The sequence below is a fragment of the Sulfitobacter undariae genome, assembly GCF_014196805.1.
GTDB lineage: Bacteria > Pseudomonadota > Alphaproteobacteria > Rhodobacterales > Rhodobacteraceae > Sulfitobacter > Sulfitobacter undariae.
Genome location: NZ_JACIEI010000005.1, coordinates 12,852 through 32,934, shown reverse-complemented (window position 1 = coordinate 32,934; position 20,083 = coordinate 12,852). Strand labels below are relative to the sequence as shown.

Here is a 20,083-nt window from a genome sequence, read left to right as displayed (position 1 = left end):
GTTCCAGCAAGGCCGATGAACTTAAGCAGATATTTACCCAACACAGCGCACATTCATGTTTCTACCCAGCGGTTGACGAGGAATGGATGAGCTTAGAGCAAAAATTCACCGAAGAACGGCGCAGTCGTTTGGCGGCAGAACGGATGTTAGAGCTCAAAAAAGCCGTGCTTTTCGCCGCAAACCGCAAGCTGGGCCGCCACGCACGCGAATTGACCGACGAAATCGTTGATACCCGCGCCCTGATGGAGAGCATGGGAGAGGAGAATAGAAAGGTTAAATCCGATTTGAACGCCGCGCAGGAACAGATCGCTCTTGTTGAGCGACGGCTTTGGCACACCATGGACACGATCAAAGACGGGTTCGCATTTTTTGACTGCGAAAACCGCCTAATCATGGCTAATGAAGCCTATATGGCCGTGTTTGAAGGGCAAGAAGAAATCAAACCCGGCGTCAATTTCGTTACTATTTTACAGGCCCTGACAGATGAAGGGATCGTTGACCTGAACGGCGAAGAGCCAACCGCGTGGCGTCACCGCATGCTGGCAAGATTTCAAGCGCCCATGCCCGAACCTGAGGTGATCCGCCTATGGAATGGCAGCTATTTCAAAATGGTGGATCAACGCGGCCCAAATGGGGATGTTGTCTCGATTGGGCTAAACATCACGGCAAGCGTCGAAACCGAAAGAGAGCTGAAAGAAGCGCGCGAGTTGGCAGAAGCCGCCAACCGCGCCAAATCTGCTTTTCTTGCAAACATGAGCCATGAAATCCGCACCCCGATGAATGGCGTCATCGGCATGGCCGAACTGCTGAACGACACGATATTGAGCGAAGAACAGCGCCTTTACGTACAAACGATAAAGAACTCGGGCGAGGCTTTGTTGGTGATCATCAATGACGTGCTCGATTATTCTAAAATCGAAGCCAATAAATTGGTGCTTTATACAGCCCCTTTCGATCTGGAGCGGGCTTGCCAAGAAGTGATCATGTTGTTGCAGCCCATTGCCCGTTCCAAAGGGCTGGAATTGGTGCTGGATTACGATTTATTCCTGCCTACAAGGCTGATCGGGGATGCAGGACGCCTGCGGCAAGTGTTAACCAACCTGATTGGAAATGCTGTCAAATTCACCAGTGAAGGGCATGTACTGGTGCGTGTGACCGGCGTGGCGGATGCTGAACAAAACAGCGTCTCTGTTCATATCGCAGTACAAGACACTGGCATCGGCATACCAAAGAACATGGTCGCACATATTTTTGGTGAATTTAATCAGGTCGAAAACGAACGCAACCGCCAGTTTGATGGCACAGGACTTGGCCTTACGATCACCAAGAGATTGGTCGAACTCATGAAAGGTGAGATTTGGGTCACTTCCGAAGAAGGCAGCGGCGCCTGCTTTGGCTTCCGGATTGAAATGTTATCCGATGGTGCGATTGACCTAAAATACCCGTCCCTGAGAACGGATATTAAGCAGGTCATGATTGTTGATAACATGGTGACAAACCGCACAATAATGGAGCGCCAGCTAGAACAACTACAACTCAGCGTGGTTGGGGTTGCTTCGAATGCTGACGCGCTTGCCGCGTTAGATGGCAATATCGATATGATCATTACAGATCACAAACCGCCGCAAGTGGATGCCTTGGCGCTTTGTGCATTGCTGAACGAACGCGGTCATAACGTGCCGGTTGTTTTGAAAAGTTCGAACATGGGCGGAATTCGCAATGATCCGCGCTCTGTAGGTTTTGCAGAAATGCTACAAAAGCCGCTGTCACGCCATGCCCTGTTCACGGCCCTACAGCGGAACACCCCTCCGCCAAATCCACTGAAAAGCGCGGCCTTACCGCCGGTACAAATCCCCCCCGCTGTCGGATACCGAAAAATGCGCATACTGGCAGCAGAAGACAACAAAACCAATCAGTTGGTGTTTGAAAAGATGGTAAAATCTCTCAACATTGACCTTAGGTTTGCCGCCAATGGCGAAGAGGCCGTGCAGCTATATGATCGGTTTGAACCCGATCTTGTGTTCATGGATATTTCCATGCCCCGCATGGACGGGAAACAAGCAACGCAAAACATCCGCCAAATTCAGGCAAGCAAGGGCAGGCATGTAGAAATTGTTGCTATGACCGCCCACGCAAAACCCGAAGATGACCAATCTATTACCCAAGCAGGTTGGGATCACTACCTGACCAAACCATTGCGCCGCGCTGCGTTAGAGGATCATATTTTACGCGCCCATCCGAAAGGCACTCAGCCCCTGAAACTCCCTCCCTCCTAAGAGGTGGGGTAAGGCCGCAAGAAAACAGGTGCTTCGGGTTTGGACAGCTCTGGCGTATAGGCATAACCCCCACTATCGAAATCCAGGATACCATCCGCGGTATCAATCCGCTTTTGCACCACAAACCGCGCCATTGCACCGCGCGCCTTTTTGGCGAAAAAGCTGACAATCTTGGGCCCTTTGCCATCGCCTTTGTCTTCCATGAATTGCGGCGTGATCACTTGCATCTTGAGTGCCTTGATATCCACTGCACCAAAATATTCCTGACTGGCACAATTGATTAGTATGTCGCTGCCAGTCGACTCGGCTTGTGCATTCAGCCCTTCAGAAATCGTGCTTCCCCAATACTCATACAGGTTTTTGCCGCGCCGCGTCTTGAGCCTGCTGCCCATTTCCAAACGATATGCTTGCATCGCATCAAGCGGGCGTAGCAAACCATATAGGCCGGAAAGGATACGCAGATGGTCCTGCGCAAAGGTCATTTCATCCGCATCAAGGCTGCTAGCTTCCAACCCCTGATAGGTATCCCCCGCAAAGGCCAGCGCGGCGGGACGGGTTACATCCGCTTCGGGGGCTTCCTCAAAGGCTTGGAAACGATCACGGTTCAACTTGGCCAGATCATCGCTCAGCGACATGAGGGATTTCAAATCAGCCAAGCTCAGATTACGTGCGGTTTTCACCAGACGCATTGCGTCTTCTTGAAAATCAGGCGCCGTTGTCGCCACATCACGCGTCGCCCAATCCAGCCGTTTCGCCGGGGAAATCACAACAAGCATATCTGCTCCACTTTCTTCAAAATCAGTCTCTAATTATCGCCCTGTAGAACCTCGAGGAACGCAGCGCCAAATCTCTCGGCGCGTTTATCACCCAGAATTCGGATCAATCCATCTTGGTTGGCGTTGTGCATTTGCGCAACCTTGGCCAGCAATGACGCAGAACAGCTCAGCGGTTTTTCTGTTCCCAGCGTACCGCGTGACAGTTGGGCCTGCACTTCCAGCAGTTGGTCATACACATTACCTGCCCCCCTCCCTGCTAGCTTGCGACGTTGCGGATGCATCATCTCAGCTTCGCCATTGATCACCTCAAGAAACGCCGCGCCGTAACTTTCTAGCTTTTTAGCACCAATGCCGCTGATCCCAGCCATCTGATCCAGATTAACGGGCCGCGTTTCGGCCATTTCGATCAAGGTGCGGTCGGTAAAAATAATATAGGCTGGGACTCTGGCAGCTTCGGCAAGACCGCGGCGCTTTGCCTTGAGGGCTGACAGCAACGGCGCGTCTTCCTCGCTCACCATCTCTTTGACCGCAGGACGCCGCGCTGCTGACCCTGCCGCCTTGATGCTATCCCGTCGCAGCGTGATCTTGGCCTCATCGCGCAAAATGGGTAACGCCGCATCCGTCATACGCAGGGCACCATGACGCGTCGGATCAGGGCGCACCAAATCGCGGCCCATCATCTGACGAAACACCGCCTGCCATTCATATTTGGAATATTCTTTTCCAACTCCGTACGTTGGCAACGATTGGTGGCCGCGCTGTTTGACCTTATCTGTCTCGTTTCCGAGCAGGATATCAATCAGATGCCCGGCGCCAAACCACTCCTCTGTACGCAGCATCGCAGATAGTGCTTTGCGCACGGCCGTGGTGCCATCAAACGTATCAACAGGCGTATCACATAAATCACAATGGCCACAGGTAACTTCGCTTTCGTCGAAATACCCCAACAGTGTTTTACGGCGACACTCCAGCGCTTCGGCCAGTCCCAATAACGCATTCAGGCGGGCGTGGTCTGCGCTGCGGCGTTCGGGAGGTGCAAGACCTTCGTCGATTTGGGTCCGGCGCAGGCGAATATCCTCAGGGCCGAACAATGTGAGCGTCTCTGCCGGCTCTCCGTCACGGCCCGCACGACCAATTTCCTGATAATAGGACTCGATGCTTTTGGGCAGATCCGCATGGGCAACCCATCGGATATCCGGCTTATCCACCCCCATGCCGAAGGCCACAGTGGCAGCAACGATCAGCCCGTCTTCTTGCTGAAAGCGCCGCTCAGCGATGCGGCGGTCTTCGGCCTCCATCCCGCCGTGATAATGGATGGCGGTTTGGCCCGCCTCATTCAACGCCCGCGCAATGCCTTCGGTTTTTGCACGCGTCCCGCAATAAACAATCCCTGACTGACCGCGCCGTGCGGCGGCAAAGTTCAGGATTTGGGTGCGCGGAGAGTTTTTGGCCGCAAAGGCAAGATGGATGTTGGGCCTGTCAAAACCTCGCAGAAACGCGCGGGGGGGTGTTCCATCAAACAGTTTTTCAACAATTTCGAGCTGCGTTTCCGCATCTGCGGTTGCCGTGAATGCCGCCAAGGGCACACCCAGCGTGCGCCTTAGCTCACCTATACGCAGATAATCGGGGCGGAAATCGTGGCCCCATTGGCTGACGCAATGCGCCTCGTCCACTGCAATCATGCGCACGCCGACGCGTTTAAGCATGCCGATGACAGACCCCGCCGCCAGCCGTTCGGGTGCCATATAAAGCAGTTTGAGCGTACCCGCCTCAAGCCCCTCCCAAACCGCATCTGTTTCCTCGGGGGTATTGCCAGAGGTCAACGCACCCGCGCCCACACCCACTTCTTGCAGGCTGCGCACCTGATCGCGCATCAGGGCGATCAGAGGTGAAATAACGACCGTCACGCCGTCGCGCATCAAAGCAGGCAGTTGGAAACACAGGGATTTACCGCCACCCGTGGGCATGATGGCCAGCACGTTTTCCCCTGCGATCACCGCCTCGACGATTTCCTCTTGCCCCGGCCTAAAGCCGTCAAAACCAAATACATCTTTTAACAGCGGAGCGGCGCCGGACATGGACAGGACCTGAAATTGGGAAATGCAGCCCTGAGAGACTCACATATCATGTGTCGCGGGGCAAGGTCTGGTGAGACCCATGCCCCGCGTTAAAAGCGGATTTAATAGAATAAAGCCGCGTTATTGGTCAGGACAATCCGCGCTATGGCCACGGCGATCAGAACGGCCAGCGGGGCCAGATCAATGCCGCCCATGTTAGGCAACACACGGCGGATCGGCGCATAAAGTGGTTCTAGCAAACGGTTAATCCCGTACCAGATTTGCGCAACCAGCGGCTGGCGTGTGTTAAGCACCTGAAAATTGATCAGCCAAGACATCACGACGTGCGCGATAATGAAGAACCATACGATGTTTAGCAAAAGCATCAGGATCATGTAAATTGATGTCACAGTTGGCGGTCCTTTTTCTACAATTCTGCATGTCAGTTAAGCGTCATACACAAAAAGGACAAGGGTGCCGCGAGGTTCCAGATTGACGCGGGTGCGCAAGACGTCAATTGAAGGCCTCCAAAGGAGACCCCTCATGTTCCCGTTCATTCGCCTTGCCAAAGAAATCTTTCTAGCCAGCCGTCAGCCAAAGCTGTCAAATCTGACGGACACCCATGTCACGCATCATATCTGCTGGCCCCATGACCTGGATATGTTTCTTGAGCTAAACAACGGGCGCTCATTAACCCTGTATGATCTGGGACGCATGGCCACAGCCCAGCGCATCGGCCTGATCACCGTTTTGCGGCGTGAGGGTTGGGGCATGACGATGGCCGGCTCTCATGTGCGGTATCGCCGCCGTATTCGCGGGTTTGAGCGATTTTCGATTCACAGTCGGGTTGTTTGCTGGGACGATAAATTTATCTATATTGAACAGTCCATGCAAAAGCGTAACGGTGAATGCGCAAGCCATGTTTTATACCGCTCGGCCATTACCGATAAAAATGGTATCGTTAATCCTGATCGCATTCAAACTGCGCTGGGGCAGGATTTGGTTTCGCCCCCTTGCCCTGACTGGATTGCAAACTGGATCGCCGCCGAAGCCACGCGGCCCTGGCCACCGATGCAGGACTGACCAACGTTCACAGCGGATTGCCAAACGATTTCTTGCACCAAGCTGTTCACCCTGCTCTATGAAAGGAGTAAATGGGAAGGGACGATGTAATGAAGATGATCTCGCAGCGTAAGCGGATTTGGGGTTGGTATTTTTTTGATTGGGCCACCCAGCCTTACAACACATTGCTGCTGACATTTATCTTCGGTCCCTATTTTACCACAACACTCGCCAGCAACCTGATGGCGGACGGCATGGCCCAGCAGGCAGCACAGGCGCAAGCGCAGGCGTCTTGGGGATGGGGGTTGGCGATTGCAGGGGTTTTGATAGCTGTACTGGCCCCAATTCTGGGAGCGATTGCCGATAACTCCGGTCGTAAACTGCCATGGATATGGCTGTTCTCGGCCATGTATTTTATCGGCTCTGGCGCGTTGTGGTGGACTGCACCGCAGGATTTTTCGGCAGTCTGGGCGCTGTTCTTTTTCGGGACTGGCCTGATCGGGATGGAGTTCGCAACGATCTTTACCAACTCATATCTACCTGATTTACATGATAACCCTGATGAATTGGGCCGGATATCTGGGTCTGGATGGGCGTTCGGATATATCGGCGGGTTGGTCGCGCTGGTGATCATGTTGGGCTTGTTTCAGGCCACAGCCAGCGGTCTGACCATGGTAGGTTTTAGCCCCCTTTTCGGACTCGACCCCGCGACCAAAGCAGACACACGCATTGTTGGCCCCTTGGGCGCAATTTGGTTTGCGGTCTTTATGATCCCCTTCTTTTTGTACACACGCGATAGTGCCGTAACGGGCGCGCCCCGATTGTTGATCACACAAAGCATTCGTGACTTAATCAACACCCTTAAGGGATTACCGCGCCACCCGTCGTTGTTGGCCTATTTGGGATCATCAATGTTCTACCGCGATGCCTTAAACGGGATGTACGCCTTTGGCGGGGTCTATGCCGCTGGTGTATTGGGATGGTCGATCACGCAGATCGGTATTTTCGGCATTCTCGCCTTGATTTCTGGTGCATTTTTCTGCTGGGTCGCTGGCCGCGTTGACCGCCGGGTTGGCCCGATGCCTGTGATTGTGTTTTGCGTGATTGCATTAACCTTTGTCGCCCTGCTGGTTGTGATGATCACACCCACATCGATTCTTGGTATCCCGATTGCTGACGGCTCCAACATGCCAGACATCATGTTTTTCATTGTTGGTGCCGTTATCGGCGGCGCAGGTGGCGCGCTTCAGGCGTCATCGCGCAACATGATGACGCGGCAGGCAAACCCTGAACGTATGACCGAAGCCTTTGGTCTGTATGCCCTTTCTGGAAAAGCCACTTCATTCGTGGCCCCTGCATTGATCGCTTTGACCAGTCAACTGACAGGCAGCCAAAGATTGGGCGTTAGTCCCGTTGTGGGGCTATTCATCATAGGGCTGGTTCTGCTAATCTGGGTGAAACCACGAGGGGATTTTTCCAAATGAATTTCAGAAAGCTTCTGACAGTCGCTATATTGGGGGCGACAGTTGCCAGTTGTGGCGGCGCCCGTGACATCAGCGGATCAAAAGAGAAACAAGCGGAACTCCCTACAATCGGAGAATTAGCGGGACCACTGGCCAATGTGCAGGCAAAAAAGCTGTTTGGCACCAAGTCTTCGGGCACATCGCAAAGTTCTGCCGCATATGGCAGCTACGCCAAAGGGTGTTTGGCAGGCGGTCAGCAACTGGCTGAAACAGGCCCAACGTGGCAGGCGATGCGCCTGTCTCGGAATCGCAACTGGGGTCACCCAGAGCTGATCGATATGCTTCAGAATCTTAGCAGGTTTGCAGCTCAGCAACCCGGTTGGAATGGCATTTATGTAGGCGACATGAGCCAGCCGCGTGGCGGCCCCATGTTGACGGGTCACCGCAGTCACCAAATGGGGCTGGATGCTGATATCTGGATGTTGCCGCCAACGTCACTGAACCTTTCAGCCAAACAGCGTGAAAACATCTCGTCCATCTCAATGCGCCGTGCGGCAGGTGCATATGTGAACGATTCTTGGACGCGGTCACATCACGAAATCATTAAAGCAGCCGCCAAAGACCCACGTGTTGAACGTATTTTCGTTTTCCCTGGTGCCAAGGTTCAGATGTGTGACGATGAAAAAGGGGACCGCAGCTACTTGCGTAAAATTCGCCCATGGTACGGCCACCACTATCATTTCCACGTGCGTCTGGCTTGCCCAAAAGGCGCGCAAGGCTGTGTAAACCAGACCCCGCCGCCAGCTGGTGATGGATGTGCAGATGCCCGTCAATGGCAGGCAAACATCATCAACCCACCTAAACCCAAGCCAAGCACAAAGCCCACGACACCCGCAAAACCGCGCCGCGAATTGGTGCTGGCTGACTTGCCCGCACAATGCAAAGCAGTGCTGGACGCAAAGTGATCCGCTTTGCGCTGGCGTTATTGTGCCTGTGCAGCAGTGTGCAGGCACAACCTACGCTTCATCCCGAAGGATCAACACGCTGGCAGCTTGACGCGCCGTGGTTTGGCGGCTGGTCAGGGATTGAAATAGGCGCGCAGGGCAGCCAGATGACCGTGATCAGCGATCGCGGACAACTGGTAACCGCATCCCTACAGCGTGCTAACGGGAACATCACGGGCATTGCTGTCCAAAAGTTGGTAACCCTAGGCAACTCTAACGGCAGTCGGCTACAAAAAAGAGATACTGATTCCGAAGGGTTAGCTATAGCAGATGATGGCAGAGCCTTTATCTCGTTCGAACATCGCCACCGGATTATGCAAGTCGATCTGGCCAACGGGCGCCTGACAAACCGCATTGGCATATCCTTTCAAAACATTTTGGGCAGCAACTCAGGCATCGAAGCCTTAGCCGTTTCTCCAGATGGCACACTTTACGCTGTACCTGAGCAAGCGCAGCCGAATGGTGCGCCCTTTCCACTTATGGCCTATTCAGACGGGCAATGGCGTCTTGCAGCACGTATTCCGCAACGCGGTCCTTTTTTGCCAGTCGGTGCTGATTTCGATCACAAAGGCCGTCTGTGGCTTTTGGAGCGTGCGGTGACCGCCGTGGGCTTTCGCAGTCGCATTCGGATGTTTGTCATCGATCCCCGTGCGCCGCGCGAATATACATTGTTGACCACTTTACCTTTGCAATACGATAACCTTGAAGGCCTTAGCGTTTGGCAAAACCCCCAAGGGCAACTTCGTGTGACGCTTATCTCGGATGACAACTTTTTACAGATCCTGCGCACACAGATTGTAGAATTCAGCGTTAGGGAATAAGCTTGTACAAATAGGTAAAACCACCTAGATGGCCCCTGTCTGCGATACCCGCAGGCCAAGTCGCCGCACCCTTGCAAAAAACGGTTATTATTATGAAACGCACTTATCTTCCTGGCATTATTGCCATGGCCGCCATCGTCGTGGCCTCAAATATCCTTGTTCAATTCCTCTATGGAAACTGGCTGACTTGGGGGGCCTTCACTTATCCATTGGCCTTCCTTGTGACTGACGTGATGAACCGCGTCTATGGCACCGCCGCTGCGCGACGCGTTGTGTTGGTGGGCTTTGTTGTAGGCATCTTCTGCTCGCTGATTGGCACACAGATCATGGGTGAATTCGGCCCGCTGGTGACCCTTCGCATCGCGATCGGCTCAGGTCTTGCTTTCCTGATTGCCCAGATGCTCGACATTGGCATCTTTACGGTCTTACGAAATGGTAAATGGTGGACAGCGCCTCTTGTCTCTACCTTGATCGGCGGTAGCATCGACACAGCGATTTTCTTCTCTATCGCCTTCTCCAGCAGCCTGTCTTTCATCCACCCCCCAACGGATGTGTCTTGGGCGGCTGAGGTCTTGCCGCTGTTGGGCGTGGGCCCCGAAGCGCCGCTTTGGGTATCTTTGGCAGTGGCCGATTGGACTGTGAAGCTAACGCTAGCACTGCTGGCGCTGGTGCCTTTTCGCATCATCACAGCACGTCTTCGGACCTCTTAATAACGTAGTTTTTAGGCATTGATCAAAATCTCTGCAAAAAACGCTTTGTGATTTGGCAAACCTATGGGACGCTGTCTTTAGGTTCAACAAATGTGAAGGAGGTGATCTAGTGTCAAGAGCGGTACTGGAACGGCGTGTCGGAACAGCTTTGGAGGGCATTTGTTAGGGCAGCCCCTGACAACCTGAACTCTAAAGTGGACAATGCTCTAACCGACCCCACTTCCTATACACTTCGATTGGGCCGCTCTTTTCAGGGTGGCCCTTTTTTGTGTCTAGCGGTTCTGCCCTTCACCTTGCGGCGATGCGCGCTATGATATGACCCATGTTATACATCACCGATACCATAACCCTTCAAGATTGGGAGCTGACCGAAAGCTTCATGCGTGCCTCTGGTCCGGGCGGGCAAAATGTGAACAAAGTTTCATCCGCCGTCGAGTTGCGGTTTGAGGCAGCCAGTTCGCCGTCCTTGCCGCTGCCGGTCAAAAACCGCTTGCGGCGGCTGGCAGGACGGCGCTGGACCAGTGAGGGTGCGTTGGTATTGCAGTGCGACGAGACCCGCAGCCAGGCCCGGAACCGTGATATCATACGAGAGCGGCTGAAGGAATTGATTGAAAAAGCGATCACTCCCCCCAAGCGGCGGATTGCGACAAGGCCCACATTAGGGTCGAAAAAGCGCCGTTTGAAAGCCAAGAAAGTGCGTGGGGAAGTTAAAGCCATGCGTGGCAAGGTTGACCCAGATTAACATTGAATTTGCCGGTTGGGATGAGACACTTTTGCGGTCACCATCTGACTCATAGTTTTTTGGTTTTCTTGCGGCAATAAAGTTCCAACCGATGATGGACCACCTCATACCCCAACTCGCGCGCAATCTCTTCTTGTAGCTGCTCGATTTTATCGGATTGAAACTCGACCACCTCGCCTGTGTCTACATCAAGAATGTGATCATGATGCGCTTCATGCGTGGTTTCAAAACGTGCGCCCCCGCCCTCAAATGCGTGGCGGTGCACCACACCTTCATGTTCCAGCACCGAAAGCGTTCGATAGACAGTGGCCAAAGACACGGACGGTTCTAGCACCTTGGCCCGCTGGTGAAGCTCTTCCGCATCGGGATGATCATCCGCGTCAGCCAAAACCGCCAGTAATGCGATCCGTTGGCGCGTGACGCGTATGCCTGCCTTTTTCAGGGCAGCAGTCATCTTTTCTGTCTTCTCGATATCTTCGCCCATTATTTACGCCTTCGTTCTCATATACTTACTATCTTTGAGAATCATTATCATTCTTGTTTACAGATGTGAATGGTTCTCATAACCATTTGTGAAATGCCAAGATTAGGATCACATCATGCCAACACTTGCCAATTCTTTTAAAACACTTGCGGCCATAGGCGTCCTCTCTGTCGCCCCCGTGTCAGCCTTTGCACAAGAGAAATTTAAAGCGGTCACTACTTTTACAGTGCTTGCTGATATGGCACGAAATGTGGCCGGAGATGCAGCGATCGTCGAAAGCATCACAAAACCCGGCGCAGAAATACACGGGTATTCGCCCACGCCCCGCGACATCATCCGCGCACAGGATGCGGATCTGGTTCTATGGAACGGGTTAAACCTTGAACTATGGTTCGAACAATTCCTGTCAAACCTCAACGATGTACCCTCTGCCACCCTCACGGAAGGCATTGAAACGATGAGCATTACAGAAGGTTCCTATGACGGGAAGCCTAACCCACACGCTTGGATGGGGTTGGACAACGCCCTGATTTACGTGGACAATATCCGAGATGCGTTTGTCACACATGATCCTGACAACGCGGAAATTTACCGTGATAACGCAGCCAGCTACAAGGCCGAGATCACCGCGACAATTGCGCCTTTGCGCAATGCCATCCGTGCGGTCCCCGAGCAAAAGCGATGGCTGGCGACATGCGAAGGGGCGTTCAGCTATCTGATCCGTGATTTCGGGATGAAGGAGCTGTATTTGTGGCCCATGAATGCGGACCAGCAGGGCACACCACAACAGGTGCGCAAGGTGATTGATACGGTCCGACAACAGGACATTCCCGCTGTGTTTTGCGAATCCACCGTGAGTCAGGCGCCTGCTCAACAGGTCGCGCGTGAGACTGGTGCAAGCTATGGCGGCACATTGTATGTCGATAGTTTGACAGAGGCGGATGGCGTCGTGCCTACTTATCTGGATCTATTGCGTGTCACTTCCGAAACCATTGTGAAGGGTCTGACAGAGTGACCACAGGTATAGCCGCACATGACGTAACGGTCACTTACCGCAATGGTCATACCGCCTTGCGTGATGCCACATTCGAAATCCCAACTGGCACGATCACAGCCTTGGTTGGCGTTAACGGCGCAGGTAAATCGACCCTATTCAAAGCAATTATGGGGTTTATACCTGCGGCCAAAGGCACCATCACCGTTCTGGGAATGCCAGTAAAGGAGGCCCTAAAACGCAACATCGTTGCCTATGTCCCGCAATCCGAAGAGGTCGATTGGTCCTTTCCTGTGTTGGTGGAAGACGTGGTGATGATGGGCCGTTACGGACATATGGGGTTTCTTCGCCGCCCCAAAAGCTCGGATCATGCTGCTGTCACCGAGGCATTAGAGCGGGTAAATATGACCGATTTCCGCCACCGCCAGATTGGCGAATTGTCAGGCGGTCAGCGCAAACGCGTTTTTCTAGCCCGCGCGCTGGCGCAGGATGGCAAAGTGATCTTGCTGGATGAGCCGTTCACCGGCGTGGACGTTCAAACCGAAGATCAAATCATCGATCTGCTGCGCGAAATGCGCGACGAGGGGCGCGTGATGCTGGTCTCGACCCACAACCTTGGCTCTGTACCCGAGTTCTGCGACAGGACTGTTTTGGTTAAAGAGACGGTAATCGCGTATGGAACGACCGATAAAACCTTTACCCATGACAACCTTGAGTTGGCTTTTGGCGGCGTGCTGCGGCACTTTGTATTAGGCGGCACGGATTTGCACGATGATGACGATGCGCGTTCTGTCCGCGTTATAACGGATGATGAAAAACCATTTGTCGTTTACGGCAAAGAGCCCGCCAAAAAGGCAGGGCAGTGATGGAAACGCTCCTGCTCCCGTTTTCCTATGGCTATATGTTTAACGCCATGTGGGTGAGTGCGCTGGTAGGTGGCGTTTGCGCCTTCCTGTCTGCCTATCTAATGCTCAAAGGGTGGTCCTTAATTGGCGACGCATTAAGCCACTCTATCGTGCCGGGTGTGGCGGGGGCATATATGGTGGGCTTGCCCTTTGCTTTGGGCGCTTTTGCTGCTGGGGGTTTGGCGGCGGGTGCGATGTTGTTTCTCAACCAGCGTTCGGGATTGAAGGAAGATACAATCATCGGGCTGATCTTCACTTCGTTCTTCGGGCTTGGGCTGTTCATGGTCTCGCTCTCTCCCACTTCGGTCAGCGTACAAACGATTACCATGGGCAATATCCTTGCCATTACGCCCTCCGACACACTTCAACTGGCGATCATCGGGTTTGTGACATTGGCAATATTGCTGGCGAAATGGAAAGATTTGATGGTGACGTTTTTTGATGAAAATCATGCACGTTCCATTGGGCTAAAGCCTGATCTACTCAAAGCAATCTTCTTTATGCTGCTGTCTGCATCATGCGTTGCCGCGTTGCAGACCGTGGGTGCGTTTTTGGTGATCGCCATGGTTGTGACGCCCGGTGCCACGGCCTATTTGCTCACCGATCGTTTCCCCCGCCTGTTGATCGTCAGCGTTACCATCGGGGCGGGTACATCGTTTTTTGGCGCATATCTCAGCTTTTTTCTGGATGGTGCAACGGGTGGTATCATTGTTGTCTTGCAAACACTGATCTTCCTTGTGGCTTTTTTCCTTGCGCCCAAACACGGCTATCTGGCCGCACGGCGCAAAGCGCGGGAGGCGCTTCGCACATGATCGAGACATTGCTCCAGCCTTTCCAATTCGGGTTTATGCAGAACGCCTTTATCATCATGATCATGATTGCGGTTCCGACCAGCCTGCTGTCTTGCTATCTTGTCCTCAAGGGGTGGTCCTTAATGGGCGATGCGATCAGCCATGCCGTTCTACCGGGGGTGGTTGCGGCGTATATACTGGGCATTCCCCTGATCATCGGCGCCTTCATCGCAGGCATGTTCTGTGCACTTGCCACCGGATTTTTATCTGACAACAGCCGCGTCAAACAGGACACCGTCATGGGGATCGTTTTCTCTGGTATGTTTGGTCTGGGTATCGTGATGTACACTAAAATCTCAACAAACGTTCATCTGGATCACATCCTGTTCGGCAACATGCTGGGCGTGGGCAGCACCGATTTATGGACAGCGGGTTTGATCGCTTTGTTTGTCTCGGTCATTATCATCGCCAAGCAGCGGGATTTCTTGCTGCATGCATTTGACCCTATTCAGGCACAGGCCGTGGGGCTGCACTTGGGTTGGCTGCACTACGGTTTACTTGCGCTGATCTCGCTCACCATTGTGGCGACGCTTTCAGCTGTGGGGATTATTCTATCCATCGGCCTGCTGATCGCACCCGGTGCAATCGCATTTCTGCTCACCCGAGAGTTCGCCCGCATGTTACCGATTGCAGTGACGGTCACCATTTTGTCCAGCGTTCTTGGCATCTATGGCAGCTTCTATCTGGACAGCGCACCTGCACCAACGATCATCTTGATCCTGACGGCCATCTTCATCGCTGCCCTTATCCGATCAAATAGACTGAACCGCCGCAGATCAGCGCGCAATACCTAGAGGTGCGCGCTGATATCTTCTGCAATCGCTTGTTTATAAAGCCGCCTGATCCGTTCGGTCACATCATGCGAGCCGTTACCAATAGGCTTGCCATCAATCTGTGAGACAAGTGTTTGCGCCCCAAAAGTGCCCGTCAAAAACGCTTCGTCAGCGCCATATGCTTCGTACAGAGAGAAGTTCTTCTCAAAGACAGGGATGCCATCTGCGCGACACAGATCAATCACTTTCTGCCGCGTGACGCCGTTCATGCAGTAATCGCCCGTCGAGGTCCAAACCTCGCCGCGCCTTACGATGAAAAAGTTACAGGCGTTTGTGGTGTTCACAAAACCATGCGGGTCCAACATCAGGGCTTCTTCTGCGCCCGCCTGTTCTGCCTGAAGGCAGGCGATCACACAATTCAGCTTTGAATGGCTATTGTATTTCGCATCTTGCGACATGGGCAGGCCGCGCACCTGAGGCACTGTGGCCAAACGGATACCGCTGGAGTGCAAGGTTTCCACCGGCTTGGAATGTTCCATAATAATCACCAGCGTGGGACCAGAGCGGGATAGAGACGGGTGTTGGAACGGTTTCACTTTAACGCCCCGTGTCAGCATCAGCCGACAATGCACATCATCTGTCATACCGTTGGCCTCGGCAGTGATGCGCAGCGCCTCGGCAATACCTGCTTTGTCCATCCCGACATCAAGTGACACAGCATTGCAGGAGTTGAAAAACCTGTCCATGTGTTCGTCAAAAAACGCCCAAACGCCGTTATAGAGCCGCATTCCCTCCCACATGCCATCGCCCAGCAAAAAGCCGCTGTCATAGACGGACACAGTCGCCTCGGCGCGCGGCTTTAGCTCTCCATTCACATAAATGAGAATGTCCTGATTGCGGGCGTCTTCATCGGCCTCATGGGTGGTGGTCATACAATCACCTTTTGCGCAGTCTGGTCGCCCAGATCGAATACACGTTTGTACCGCTCGATCTCATCCGCCGGACCCATTGCCTTGTTCGGGTTGTCAGACAGCTTCACAGTCGGTTTGCCATTGGCCTTCACGGCCTTACAGACAAGGCTGAACGGAGACAGGGCATCATCCGGCACCAGCCCTCGGAAATCATTGGTCAGCAGCGTACCCCAACCAAAGGAAATTGCCGTTTTACCCGCAAATTGGGCATGCAGTTCCTTAATCTTAGCCACGTCCAAACCATCACTAAAGATGACACGTTTATCACGCGGATCTTCGCCACGGGACTTCCACCAATCAATCGCTTGCTGCGCGGCTGTTGCGGGATCACCGCTGTCGATGCGAATCCCTGTCCAACCAGCCAGCCAATCTGGCGCGTGATCCAAGAACCCTTGCGAGCCGTATGTATCGGGCAGGATGATACGTAGATTGCCTTCGTGCTCTTCGTGCCAATCCTCAAGCACCTTATAGGGCGACTGAAACAGTGCTGCGTCGTCCTCGGCCAAGGCGGCGTAGACCATTGGCAGCTCATGTGCGTTGGTGCCGATTGCTTCCAGCTCGCGCTTCATCGCAATTTTGCAGTTGGAGGTGCCAGTGAACTTGGTCCCTAGCCCCTCATTCATCGCCTGCACACACCAATCTTGCCACAAAAAGCTATGGCGGCGGCGCGTACCGAAATCAGCGATGGACAGGTCAGGTACATCGCGCAGTGCCTCAACCTTTTCCCAAACCCGTGTCATTGCACGTGCATAAAGAACCTGAAGCTCGAATTTTTCCATGCCATTCAAAACGGCACGGCCACGCAATTCCATCAACACCGCAAGGGCGGGAATTTCCCACAGCATGACCTCGTGCCACTTGCCCTCGAACGTCAACTCATACTGATCGCCTTTCCGCTCTAGGTGATAGGGCGGCAACGTCATGTTTTCAAACCACTCCATAAAATCAGGGCGGAACATCTGGCGCTTGCCGTAGAAAGTATTGCCACGCAGCCACGTAGATTCCCCACGGCTGAGGCTGAGCGAGCGGATATGATCCAATTGTTCGCGTAATTCGCCTTCATCGATCAGATCGGCCAGCGGTATATCTTTAGAGCGGTTGATCAGGCTGAATGTCACCTGCGTATCAGGCTTATTTCTAAAAATAGACTGGCACATCAAAAGCTTATAGAAATCTGTATCAATGAGAGACCGCACGATTGGGTCAATCTTCCATTTGTGATTCCAGACGCGTGTGGCGATATCTACCATGAATAAAGGCTCCGTTAGGCCGTTGATTTGTGGCCTATGCTGTAAAAAGGGGCAAGCGGTTAGTCTAGCGCGACGCCTGCGGCTGTCATTCCGGCAGTCGCCTCGGCCAATGAACCGTTAAGATCAATGGCGCGGCACAGGTCACGGCGCACCGCCACCTTGAAGCCCAGCTTTGCCGCATCGACGGCGGAAAAGTTAACGCAAAAATCCAGTGCGAGCCCCACCACTGTCACTTCTGTAATGCCACGTGTGCGTAAATATCCCTCTAACCCCGTCGGGGTTTTATGGTCATTTTCAAAAAAGGCGCTGTAGCTGTCGATAGCGGGATTGTATCCTTTACGGATAATCAAATCGGCGCGATCAGTCTCTAACATAGGATGAAACGCCGCACCATCCGTGCCCTGAACACAATGATCGGGCCAAAGCACTTGGTCGCCATAAGGCATTTTCATCATGTCATAGGGTGCCTTACCGTCATGACTGGATGCAAATGAGGAGTGGCCAGCCGGATGCCAGTCTTGCGTAAGCACCACTGCATCGAAATCCGCCATCAGCGCGTTAATGCCTGTGACAATCTCATCTCCCCCTGCAACTGCCAGCGCACCACTGGGGCAAAAATCATTCTGAACGTCGATGACGAGAAGCGCATGCATGGAAGACCTCACTGCTTGGATATTTATGTCGCAGTCATTTTAGCCTAGGTACCACTTGCACAACAGCCCCTGTGCAGCCTATTTGATTTCCCATGTATACCATTGCCGCACTCTATCATTTCGCCCGCTTCGAAAACCCCGAAGCAATCAAGCCCGCCCTGCTCAAGCTGTGCTTGGAGCAAGAGATAACAGGCACCTTGTTGCTGGCCCGAGAAGGGGTAAATGGCACGATCGCAGGGCCATCTATGGCGGCGGTGAATACCGTGCTTGCCCATCTGCGCGCCCTACCCGGCTGTACCGATCTTGAGCATAAATATGCAGAATCCGATGTGCCGCCCTTTGGCCGGATGAAAGTCCGTCTCAAGCGTGAGATCGTCACCATGGGTCAACCCGACGTGGACCCAACCGCCAGCGTCGGACATTACGTGGCGCCGGAGGATTGGAATGACCTGATCAACCGCGATGATGTCGCCGTGATTGATACGCGTAATGACTACGAAGTGGCCATCGGTACGTTTCAAGGCGCGATTGACCCGCAAACAGCCAGCTTTGGCGAATTCCCCGCGTGGTGGGAGGCGAACAAACAGCGTTTCCATAACAAGAAAATCGCCATGTTCTGCACGGGCGGTATCCGTTGCGAAAAATCCACCAACTATCTGCTTGGTCAAGGCGTCGAAGACGTGTTTCACCTCAAAGGTGGCATTCTGAAATATCTGGAAGAAGTCCCTGCCGAACAGAGCACATGGGACGGGTCATGTTTTGTCTTTGATAACCGCGTCAGCGTTGAACACGGATTGAAACCCGGGCCGCATATGTTGTGCTTTGGGTGTCGCCGCCCGATCCTGCCCGCAGACACCAAACGGAGCGAATACGAAGAGGGCGTGAGTTGCCACAACTGCGTGACTGAAACGTCGGAAGACGACAAAAACCGCTTTCGCGAACGTCAAAAGCAAATCGCTCTGAGCAAACGACGCAAATGGTAGGTTAGGCTGGTATGCCCTTGGGCGTGCGGGGGCGGCTACGCGACAACAACCAAAGCATGATCGCAATGTTCCCGCCGTTCCATATGATCCCGTTTACAAACGCGAGCGTGTACGAACCACTGACGTCATAAATCCAGCCCGACATCCAACCGCCCAGCGCCATGCCCAAAATTGTCGCCATCATGACAAAGCCCACGCGTGCTCCTGCTTCTTTCGCAGGCATGTATTCACGTACAATCAGCGCATAGCTGGGCACAATACCCCCTTGGCTCAGGCCGAAGACCATGCTCACCAAATAGAGAGAAACCATGCCCCCTGCAGGCAGATACAAAAATAATGCGAGGCATTGCAGAAAAGACCCGACAAGAAGCGTGCGCACTCCACCCAGCCGATCAGCAAGTAATCCCGACACGATACGCGAAGCAACGCCCCCCAGCAGCATCAGCGCCAACATCTGCGCCCCAACAGCAGGGCCAAATCCCAACCCCACACAAAGCGCCACGATATGGACCTGCGGCATGGACATAGCCACGCAACACCCAATCCCAGCCAACCCCAGTAGATACTGCAACGCACGCGGCGAAAGACCCGATGACTTTGCATTCAACACCGAAGCTGTTTCGGCTGCGGCCTGTGTTTCTTCGGACACGCGGCGGCGCAAGGTAAGAGCCAACGGCGGCACTAAAACAACCGTCACAATCGCCATGACAAGATAGACCGAGCGCCAGCCACTTTCCTGCAAGACATTAGCCAACAGAATGGGCCAAATCGCGCCAGATAGGTAATTTCCCGACGCAGCAATCGCAACGGCAATGCCGCGACGGCGCACAAACCAATGTGAGATATCCGCGATCAGCGGCCCGAACCCTGCCGCCGAAGCAAAGCCAACCAATAATTGCACCAGAGACAGCATGAGCAAAGAGCTAGATAACGTCGCCAGAGCATAACCCGCTGCGGTCGCGATTGCGGCAACGGTCAAAGTCAGTGTTATTCCGAAGCGATCGACAGCACGCCCAATCGCGTAATTCCCAATCGCAAACCCGATCATTGTCAGCGTATAGGGCAAAGACGCCATCGCGCGACTGCCGCCAAATTCGGCTTCAACCGCAGGCATGATCACAATGATCGCCCACATCCCAGCGTTGATCACGGTCCCGACCAAAAGCGTCAACACAAGGCGCGTCCAAGAGTAGCGGGTATCAGTGGCCAAAGTATCCATTTAACGACCTAATCGTGATTGCTTCATAAGAGCAAGCTTAACCCGCTGCTAACCACCAATACCGCTCTTAGGGCTTTAATAACGCTTGC

Annotated in this window: 20 protein-coding genes; 12 read left to right on the top strand and 8 right to left on the bottom strand. The window is 53.5% G+C overall.

Features of this window, described 5'->3' with window-relative positions:
* Positions 1-86: 86 nt before the first annotated feature.
* Positions 87-2,276 (top strand): response regulator, encoded by a 2,190-nt coding sequence (locus tag GGR95_RS09350; RefSeq protein WP_184565138.1) that lies wholly within the window; start codon positions 87-89, stop codon positions 2,274-2,276.
* On the opposite strand, the gene yaaA is transcribed toward GGR95_RS09350, so the two are convergent.
* The 3 genes from yaaA to GGR95_RS09335 form a co-directional block, all read right to left on the bottom strand.
* Positions 2,273-3,052, bottom strand: coding sequence for a peroxide stress protein YaaA (yaaA, locus tag GGR95_RS09345; RefSeq protein WP_184565136.1), 780 nt, complete (start codon positions 3,050-3,052; stop codon positions 2,273-2,275). The genes GGR95_RS09350 and yaaA overlap by 4 nt on opposite strands.
* Positions 3,053-3,081: 29 nt before the next feature.
* Positions 3,082-5,130 (bottom strand): DNA helicase RecQ, encoded by a 2,049-nt coding sequence (recQ, locus tag GGR95_RS09340; protein ID WP_184565134.1) that lies wholly within the window; start codon positions 5,128-5,130, stop codon positions 3,082-3,084.
* Between the two features lie 101 nt (positions 5,131-5,231).
* Entirely contained in the window at positions 5,232-5,519 is a 288-nt protein-coding gene (locus GGR95_RS09335; RefSeq protein ID WP_184565132.1) for a YggT family protein, read from the bottom strand.
* Between the two features lie 133 nt (positions 5,520-5,652).
* On the opposite strand from GGR95_RS09335, the gene GGR95_RS09330 reads away from it, so the two are divergent.
* From GGR95_RS09330 to arfB, 6 genes are all read left to right on the top strand, one after another.
* Positions 5,653-6,192, top strand: a complete 540-nt coding sequence (locus GGR95_RS09330; RefSeq protein WP_184565130.1) for an acyl-CoA thioesterase — start codon at positions 5,653-5,655, stop codon at positions 6,190-6,192.
* An 89-nt stretch (positions 6,193-6,281) separates the two neighbouring features.
* Positions 6,282-7,655 (top strand): MFS transporter, encoded by a 1,374-nt coding sequence (locus tag GGR95_RS09325; protein WP_246423345.1) that lies wholly within the window; start codon positions 6,282-6,284, stop codon positions 7,653-7,655.
* Entirely contained in the window at positions 7,652-8,599 is a 948-nt protein-coding gene (gene mepA, locus GGR95_RS09320; protein WP_184565128.1) for a penicillin-insensitive murein endopeptidase, read from the top strand. The genes GGR95_RS09325 and mepA overlap by 4 nt, the downstream gene beginning before the upstream one ends.
* Positions 8,572-9,459, top strand: a complete 888-nt coding sequence (locus GGR95_RS09315; RefSeq protein WP_184565126.1) for an esterase-like activity of phytase family protein — start codon at positions 8,572-8,574, stop codon at positions 9,457-9,459. Before mepA ends, GGR95_RS09315 begins: the two co-directional genes overlap by 28 nt.
* 92 nt (positions 9,460-9,551) lie before the next feature.
* Complete coding sequence (locus tag GGR95_RS09310) at positions 9,552-10,169, top strand: queuosine precursor transporter (protein WP_184565124.1); 618 nt, start codon at positions 9,552-9,554, stop codon at positions 10,167-10,169.
* Between the two features lie 322 nt (positions 10,170-10,491).
* Complete coding sequence (gene arfB, locus GGR95_RS09305) at positions 10,492-10,911, top strand: alternative ribosome rescue aminoacyl-tRNA hydrolase ArfB (RefSeq protein ID WP_184565122.1); 420 nt, start codon at positions 10,492-10,494, stop codon at positions 10,909-10,911.
* Between the two features lie 49 nt (positions 10,912-10,960).
* Here arfB and GGR95_RS09300 read toward each other — a convergent pair whose 3' ends face one another.
* Positions 10,961-11,395: a Fur family transcriptional regulator gene (locus tag GGR95_RS09300; protein WP_184565120.1), complete on the bottom strand. Its 435-nt coding sequence runs from the start codon at positions 11,393-11,395 to the stop codon at positions 10,961-10,963.
* Positions 11,396-11,510: 115 nt separating this feature from the next.
* Here GGR95_RS09300 and GGR95_RS09295 point away from each other — a divergent pair, with 115 nt between their 5' ends.
* Genes GGR95_RS09295 through GGR95_RS09280 form a run of 4 tightly spaced genes read left to right on the top strand, consistent with a single transcriptional unit; the run spans position 11,511 to position 14,939 of the window.
* The gene (locus GGR95_RS09295; RefSeq protein WP_184565118.1) at positions 11,511-12,410 is read left to right on the top strand and encodes a metal ABC transporter substrate-binding protein; all 900 of its coding nucleotides are present in this window, start codon (positions 11,511-11,513) and stop codon (positions 12,408-12,410) included.
* Positions 12,407-13,255, top strand: a complete 849-nt coding sequence (locus GGR95_RS09290) for a manganese/iron ABC transporter ATP-binding protein (protein ID WP_184565116.1) — start codon at positions 12,407-12,409, stop codon at positions 13,253-13,255. The genes GGR95_RS09295 and GGR95_RS09290 overlap by 4 nt, the downstream gene beginning before the upstream one ends.
* A complete protein-coding gene (locus tag GGR95_RS09285; RefSeq protein ID WP_184565114.1) occupies positions 13,255-14,106 on the top strand; it encodes a metal ABC transporter permease in 852 nt (283 codons plus the stop codon). Before GGR95_RS09290 ends, GGR95_RS09285 begins: the two co-directional genes overlap by 1 nt.
* On the top strand, positions 14,103-14,939 hold the full coding sequence (locus GGR95_RS09280) for a metal ABC transporter permease (protein WP_184565112.1): 837 nt from the start codon (positions 14,103-14,105) through the stop codon (positions 14,937-14,939). Before GGR95_RS09285 ends, GGR95_RS09280 begins: the two co-directional genes overlap by 4 nt.
* Here the strand turns inward: GGR95_RS09280 and GGR95_RS09275 are convergent.
* The 3 genes from GGR95_RS09275 to pncA are packed head-to-tail and all read right to left on the bottom strand — an operon-like array spanning position 14,936 to position 17,792.
* The gene (locus GGR95_RS09275) at positions 14,936-15,850 is read right to left on the bottom strand and encodes an aminotransferase class IV (protein WP_184565110.1); all 915 of its coding nucleotides are present in this window, start codon (positions 15,848-15,850) and stop codon (positions 14,936-14,938) included. The genes GGR95_RS09280 and GGR95_RS09275 overlap by 4 nt on opposite strands.
* Complete coding sequence (gene pncB, locus GGR95_RS09270) at positions 15,847-17,139, bottom strand: nicotinate phosphoribosyltransferase (RefSeq protein ID WP_184565108.1); 1,293 nt, start codon at positions 17,137-17,139, stop codon at positions 15,847-15,849. Before pncB ends, GGR95_RS09275 begins: the two co-directional genes overlap by 4 nt.
* Before the next feature lie 59 nt (positions 17,140-17,198).
* On the bottom strand, positions 17,199-17,792 hold the full coding sequence (pncA, locus tag GGR95_RS09265; RefSeq protein WP_184565106.1) for a bifunctional nicotinamidase/pyrazinamidase: 594 nt from the start codon (positions 17,790-17,792) through the stop codon (positions 17,199-17,201).
* 92 nt (positions 17,793-17,884) lie between these two features.
* Between pncA and trhO the strand changes: the two genes are divergently transcribed.
* Positions 17,885-18,775 (top strand): oxygen-dependent tRNA uridine(34) hydroxylase TrhO, encoded by an 891-nt coding sequence (gene trhO, locus GGR95_RS09260; RefSeq protein ID WP_184565104.1) that lies wholly within the window; start codon positions 17,885-17,887, stop codon positions 18,773-18,775.
* Position 18,776: 1 nt separating this feature from the next.
* Here trhO and GGR95_RS09255 read toward each other — a convergent pair whose 3' ends face one another.
* Complete coding sequence (locus tag GGR95_RS09255) at positions 18,777-19,994, bottom strand: MFS transporter (protein ID WP_184565102.1); 1,218 nt, start codon at positions 19,992-19,994, stop codon at positions 18,777-18,779.
* Positions 19,995-20,083: the final 89 nt, after the last annotated feature.

Coding starts and splice junctions, on each gene's coding strand:
- GGR95_RS09325 (WP_246423345.1), top strand. CDS start 6,282: ATGAAGATGATCTCGCAGCGTAAGCGGATTTGGGGTTGGTATTTTTTT.
- GGR95_RS09275 (WP_184565110.1), bottom strand. CDS start 15,850: ATGACCACCACCCATGAGGCCGATGAAGACGCCCGCAATCAGGACATT.
- pncA (WP_184565106.1), bottom strand. CDS start 17,792: ATGCATGCGCTTCTCGTCATCGACGTTCAGAATGATTTTTGCCCCAGT.
- GGR95_RS09295 (WP_184565118.1), top strand. CDS start 11,511: ATGCCAACACTTGCCAATTCTTTTAAAACACTTGCGGCCATAGGCGTC.
- pncB (WP_184565108.1), bottom strand. CDS start 17,139: ATGGTAGATATCGCCACACGCGTCTGGAATCACAAATGGAAGATTGAC.
- GGR95_RS09330 (WP_184565130.1), top strand. CDS start 5,653: ATGTTCCCGTTCATTCGCCTTGCCAAAGAAATCTTTCTAGCCAGCCGT.
- yaaA (WP_184565136.1), bottom strand. CDS start 3,052: ATGCTTGTTGTGATTTCCCCGGCGAAACGGCTGGATTGGGCGACGCGT.
- GGR95_RS09255 (WP_184565102.1), bottom strand. CDS start 19,994: ATGGATACTTTGGCCACTGATACCCGCTACTCTTGGACGCGCCTTGTG.
- trhO (WP_184565104.1), top strand. CDS start 17,885: ATGTATACCATTGCCGCACTCTATCATTTCGCCCGCTTCGAAAACCCC.
- mepA (WP_184565128.1), top strand. CDS start 7,652: ATGAATTTCAGAAAGCTTCTGACAGTCGCTATATTGGGGGCGACAGTT.
- GGR95_RS09280 (WP_184565112.1), top strand. CDS start 14,103: ATGATCGAGACATTGCTCCAGCCTTTCCAATTCGGGTTTATGCAGAAC.
- arfB (WP_184565122.1), top strand. CDS start 10,492: ATGTTATACATCACCGATACCATAACCCTTCAAGATTGGGAGCTGACC.
- GGR95_RS09285 (WP_184565114.1), top strand. CDS start 13,255: ATGGAAACGCTCCTGCTCCCGTTTTCCTATGGCTATATGTTTAACGCC.
- GGR95_RS09310 (WP_184565124.1), top strand. CDS start 9,552: ATGAAACGCACTTATCTTCCTGGCATTATTGCCATGGCCGCCATCGTC.
- GGR95_RS09300 (WP_184565120.1), bottom strand. CDS start 11,395: ATGGGCGAAGATATCGAGAAGACAGAAAAGATGACTGCTGCCCTGAAA.
- GGR95_RS09350 (WP_184565138.1), top strand. CDS start 87: ATGAGCTTAGAGCAAAAATTCACCGAAGAACGGCGCAGTCGTTTGGCG.
- GGR95_RS09315 (WP_184565126.1), top strand. CDS start 8,572: ATGCAAAGCAGTGCTGGACGCAAAGTGATCCGCTTTGCGCTGGCGTTA.
- recQ (WP_184565134.1), bottom strand. CDS start 5,130: ATGTCCGGCGCCGCTCCGCTGTTAAAAGATGTATTTGGTTTTGACGGC.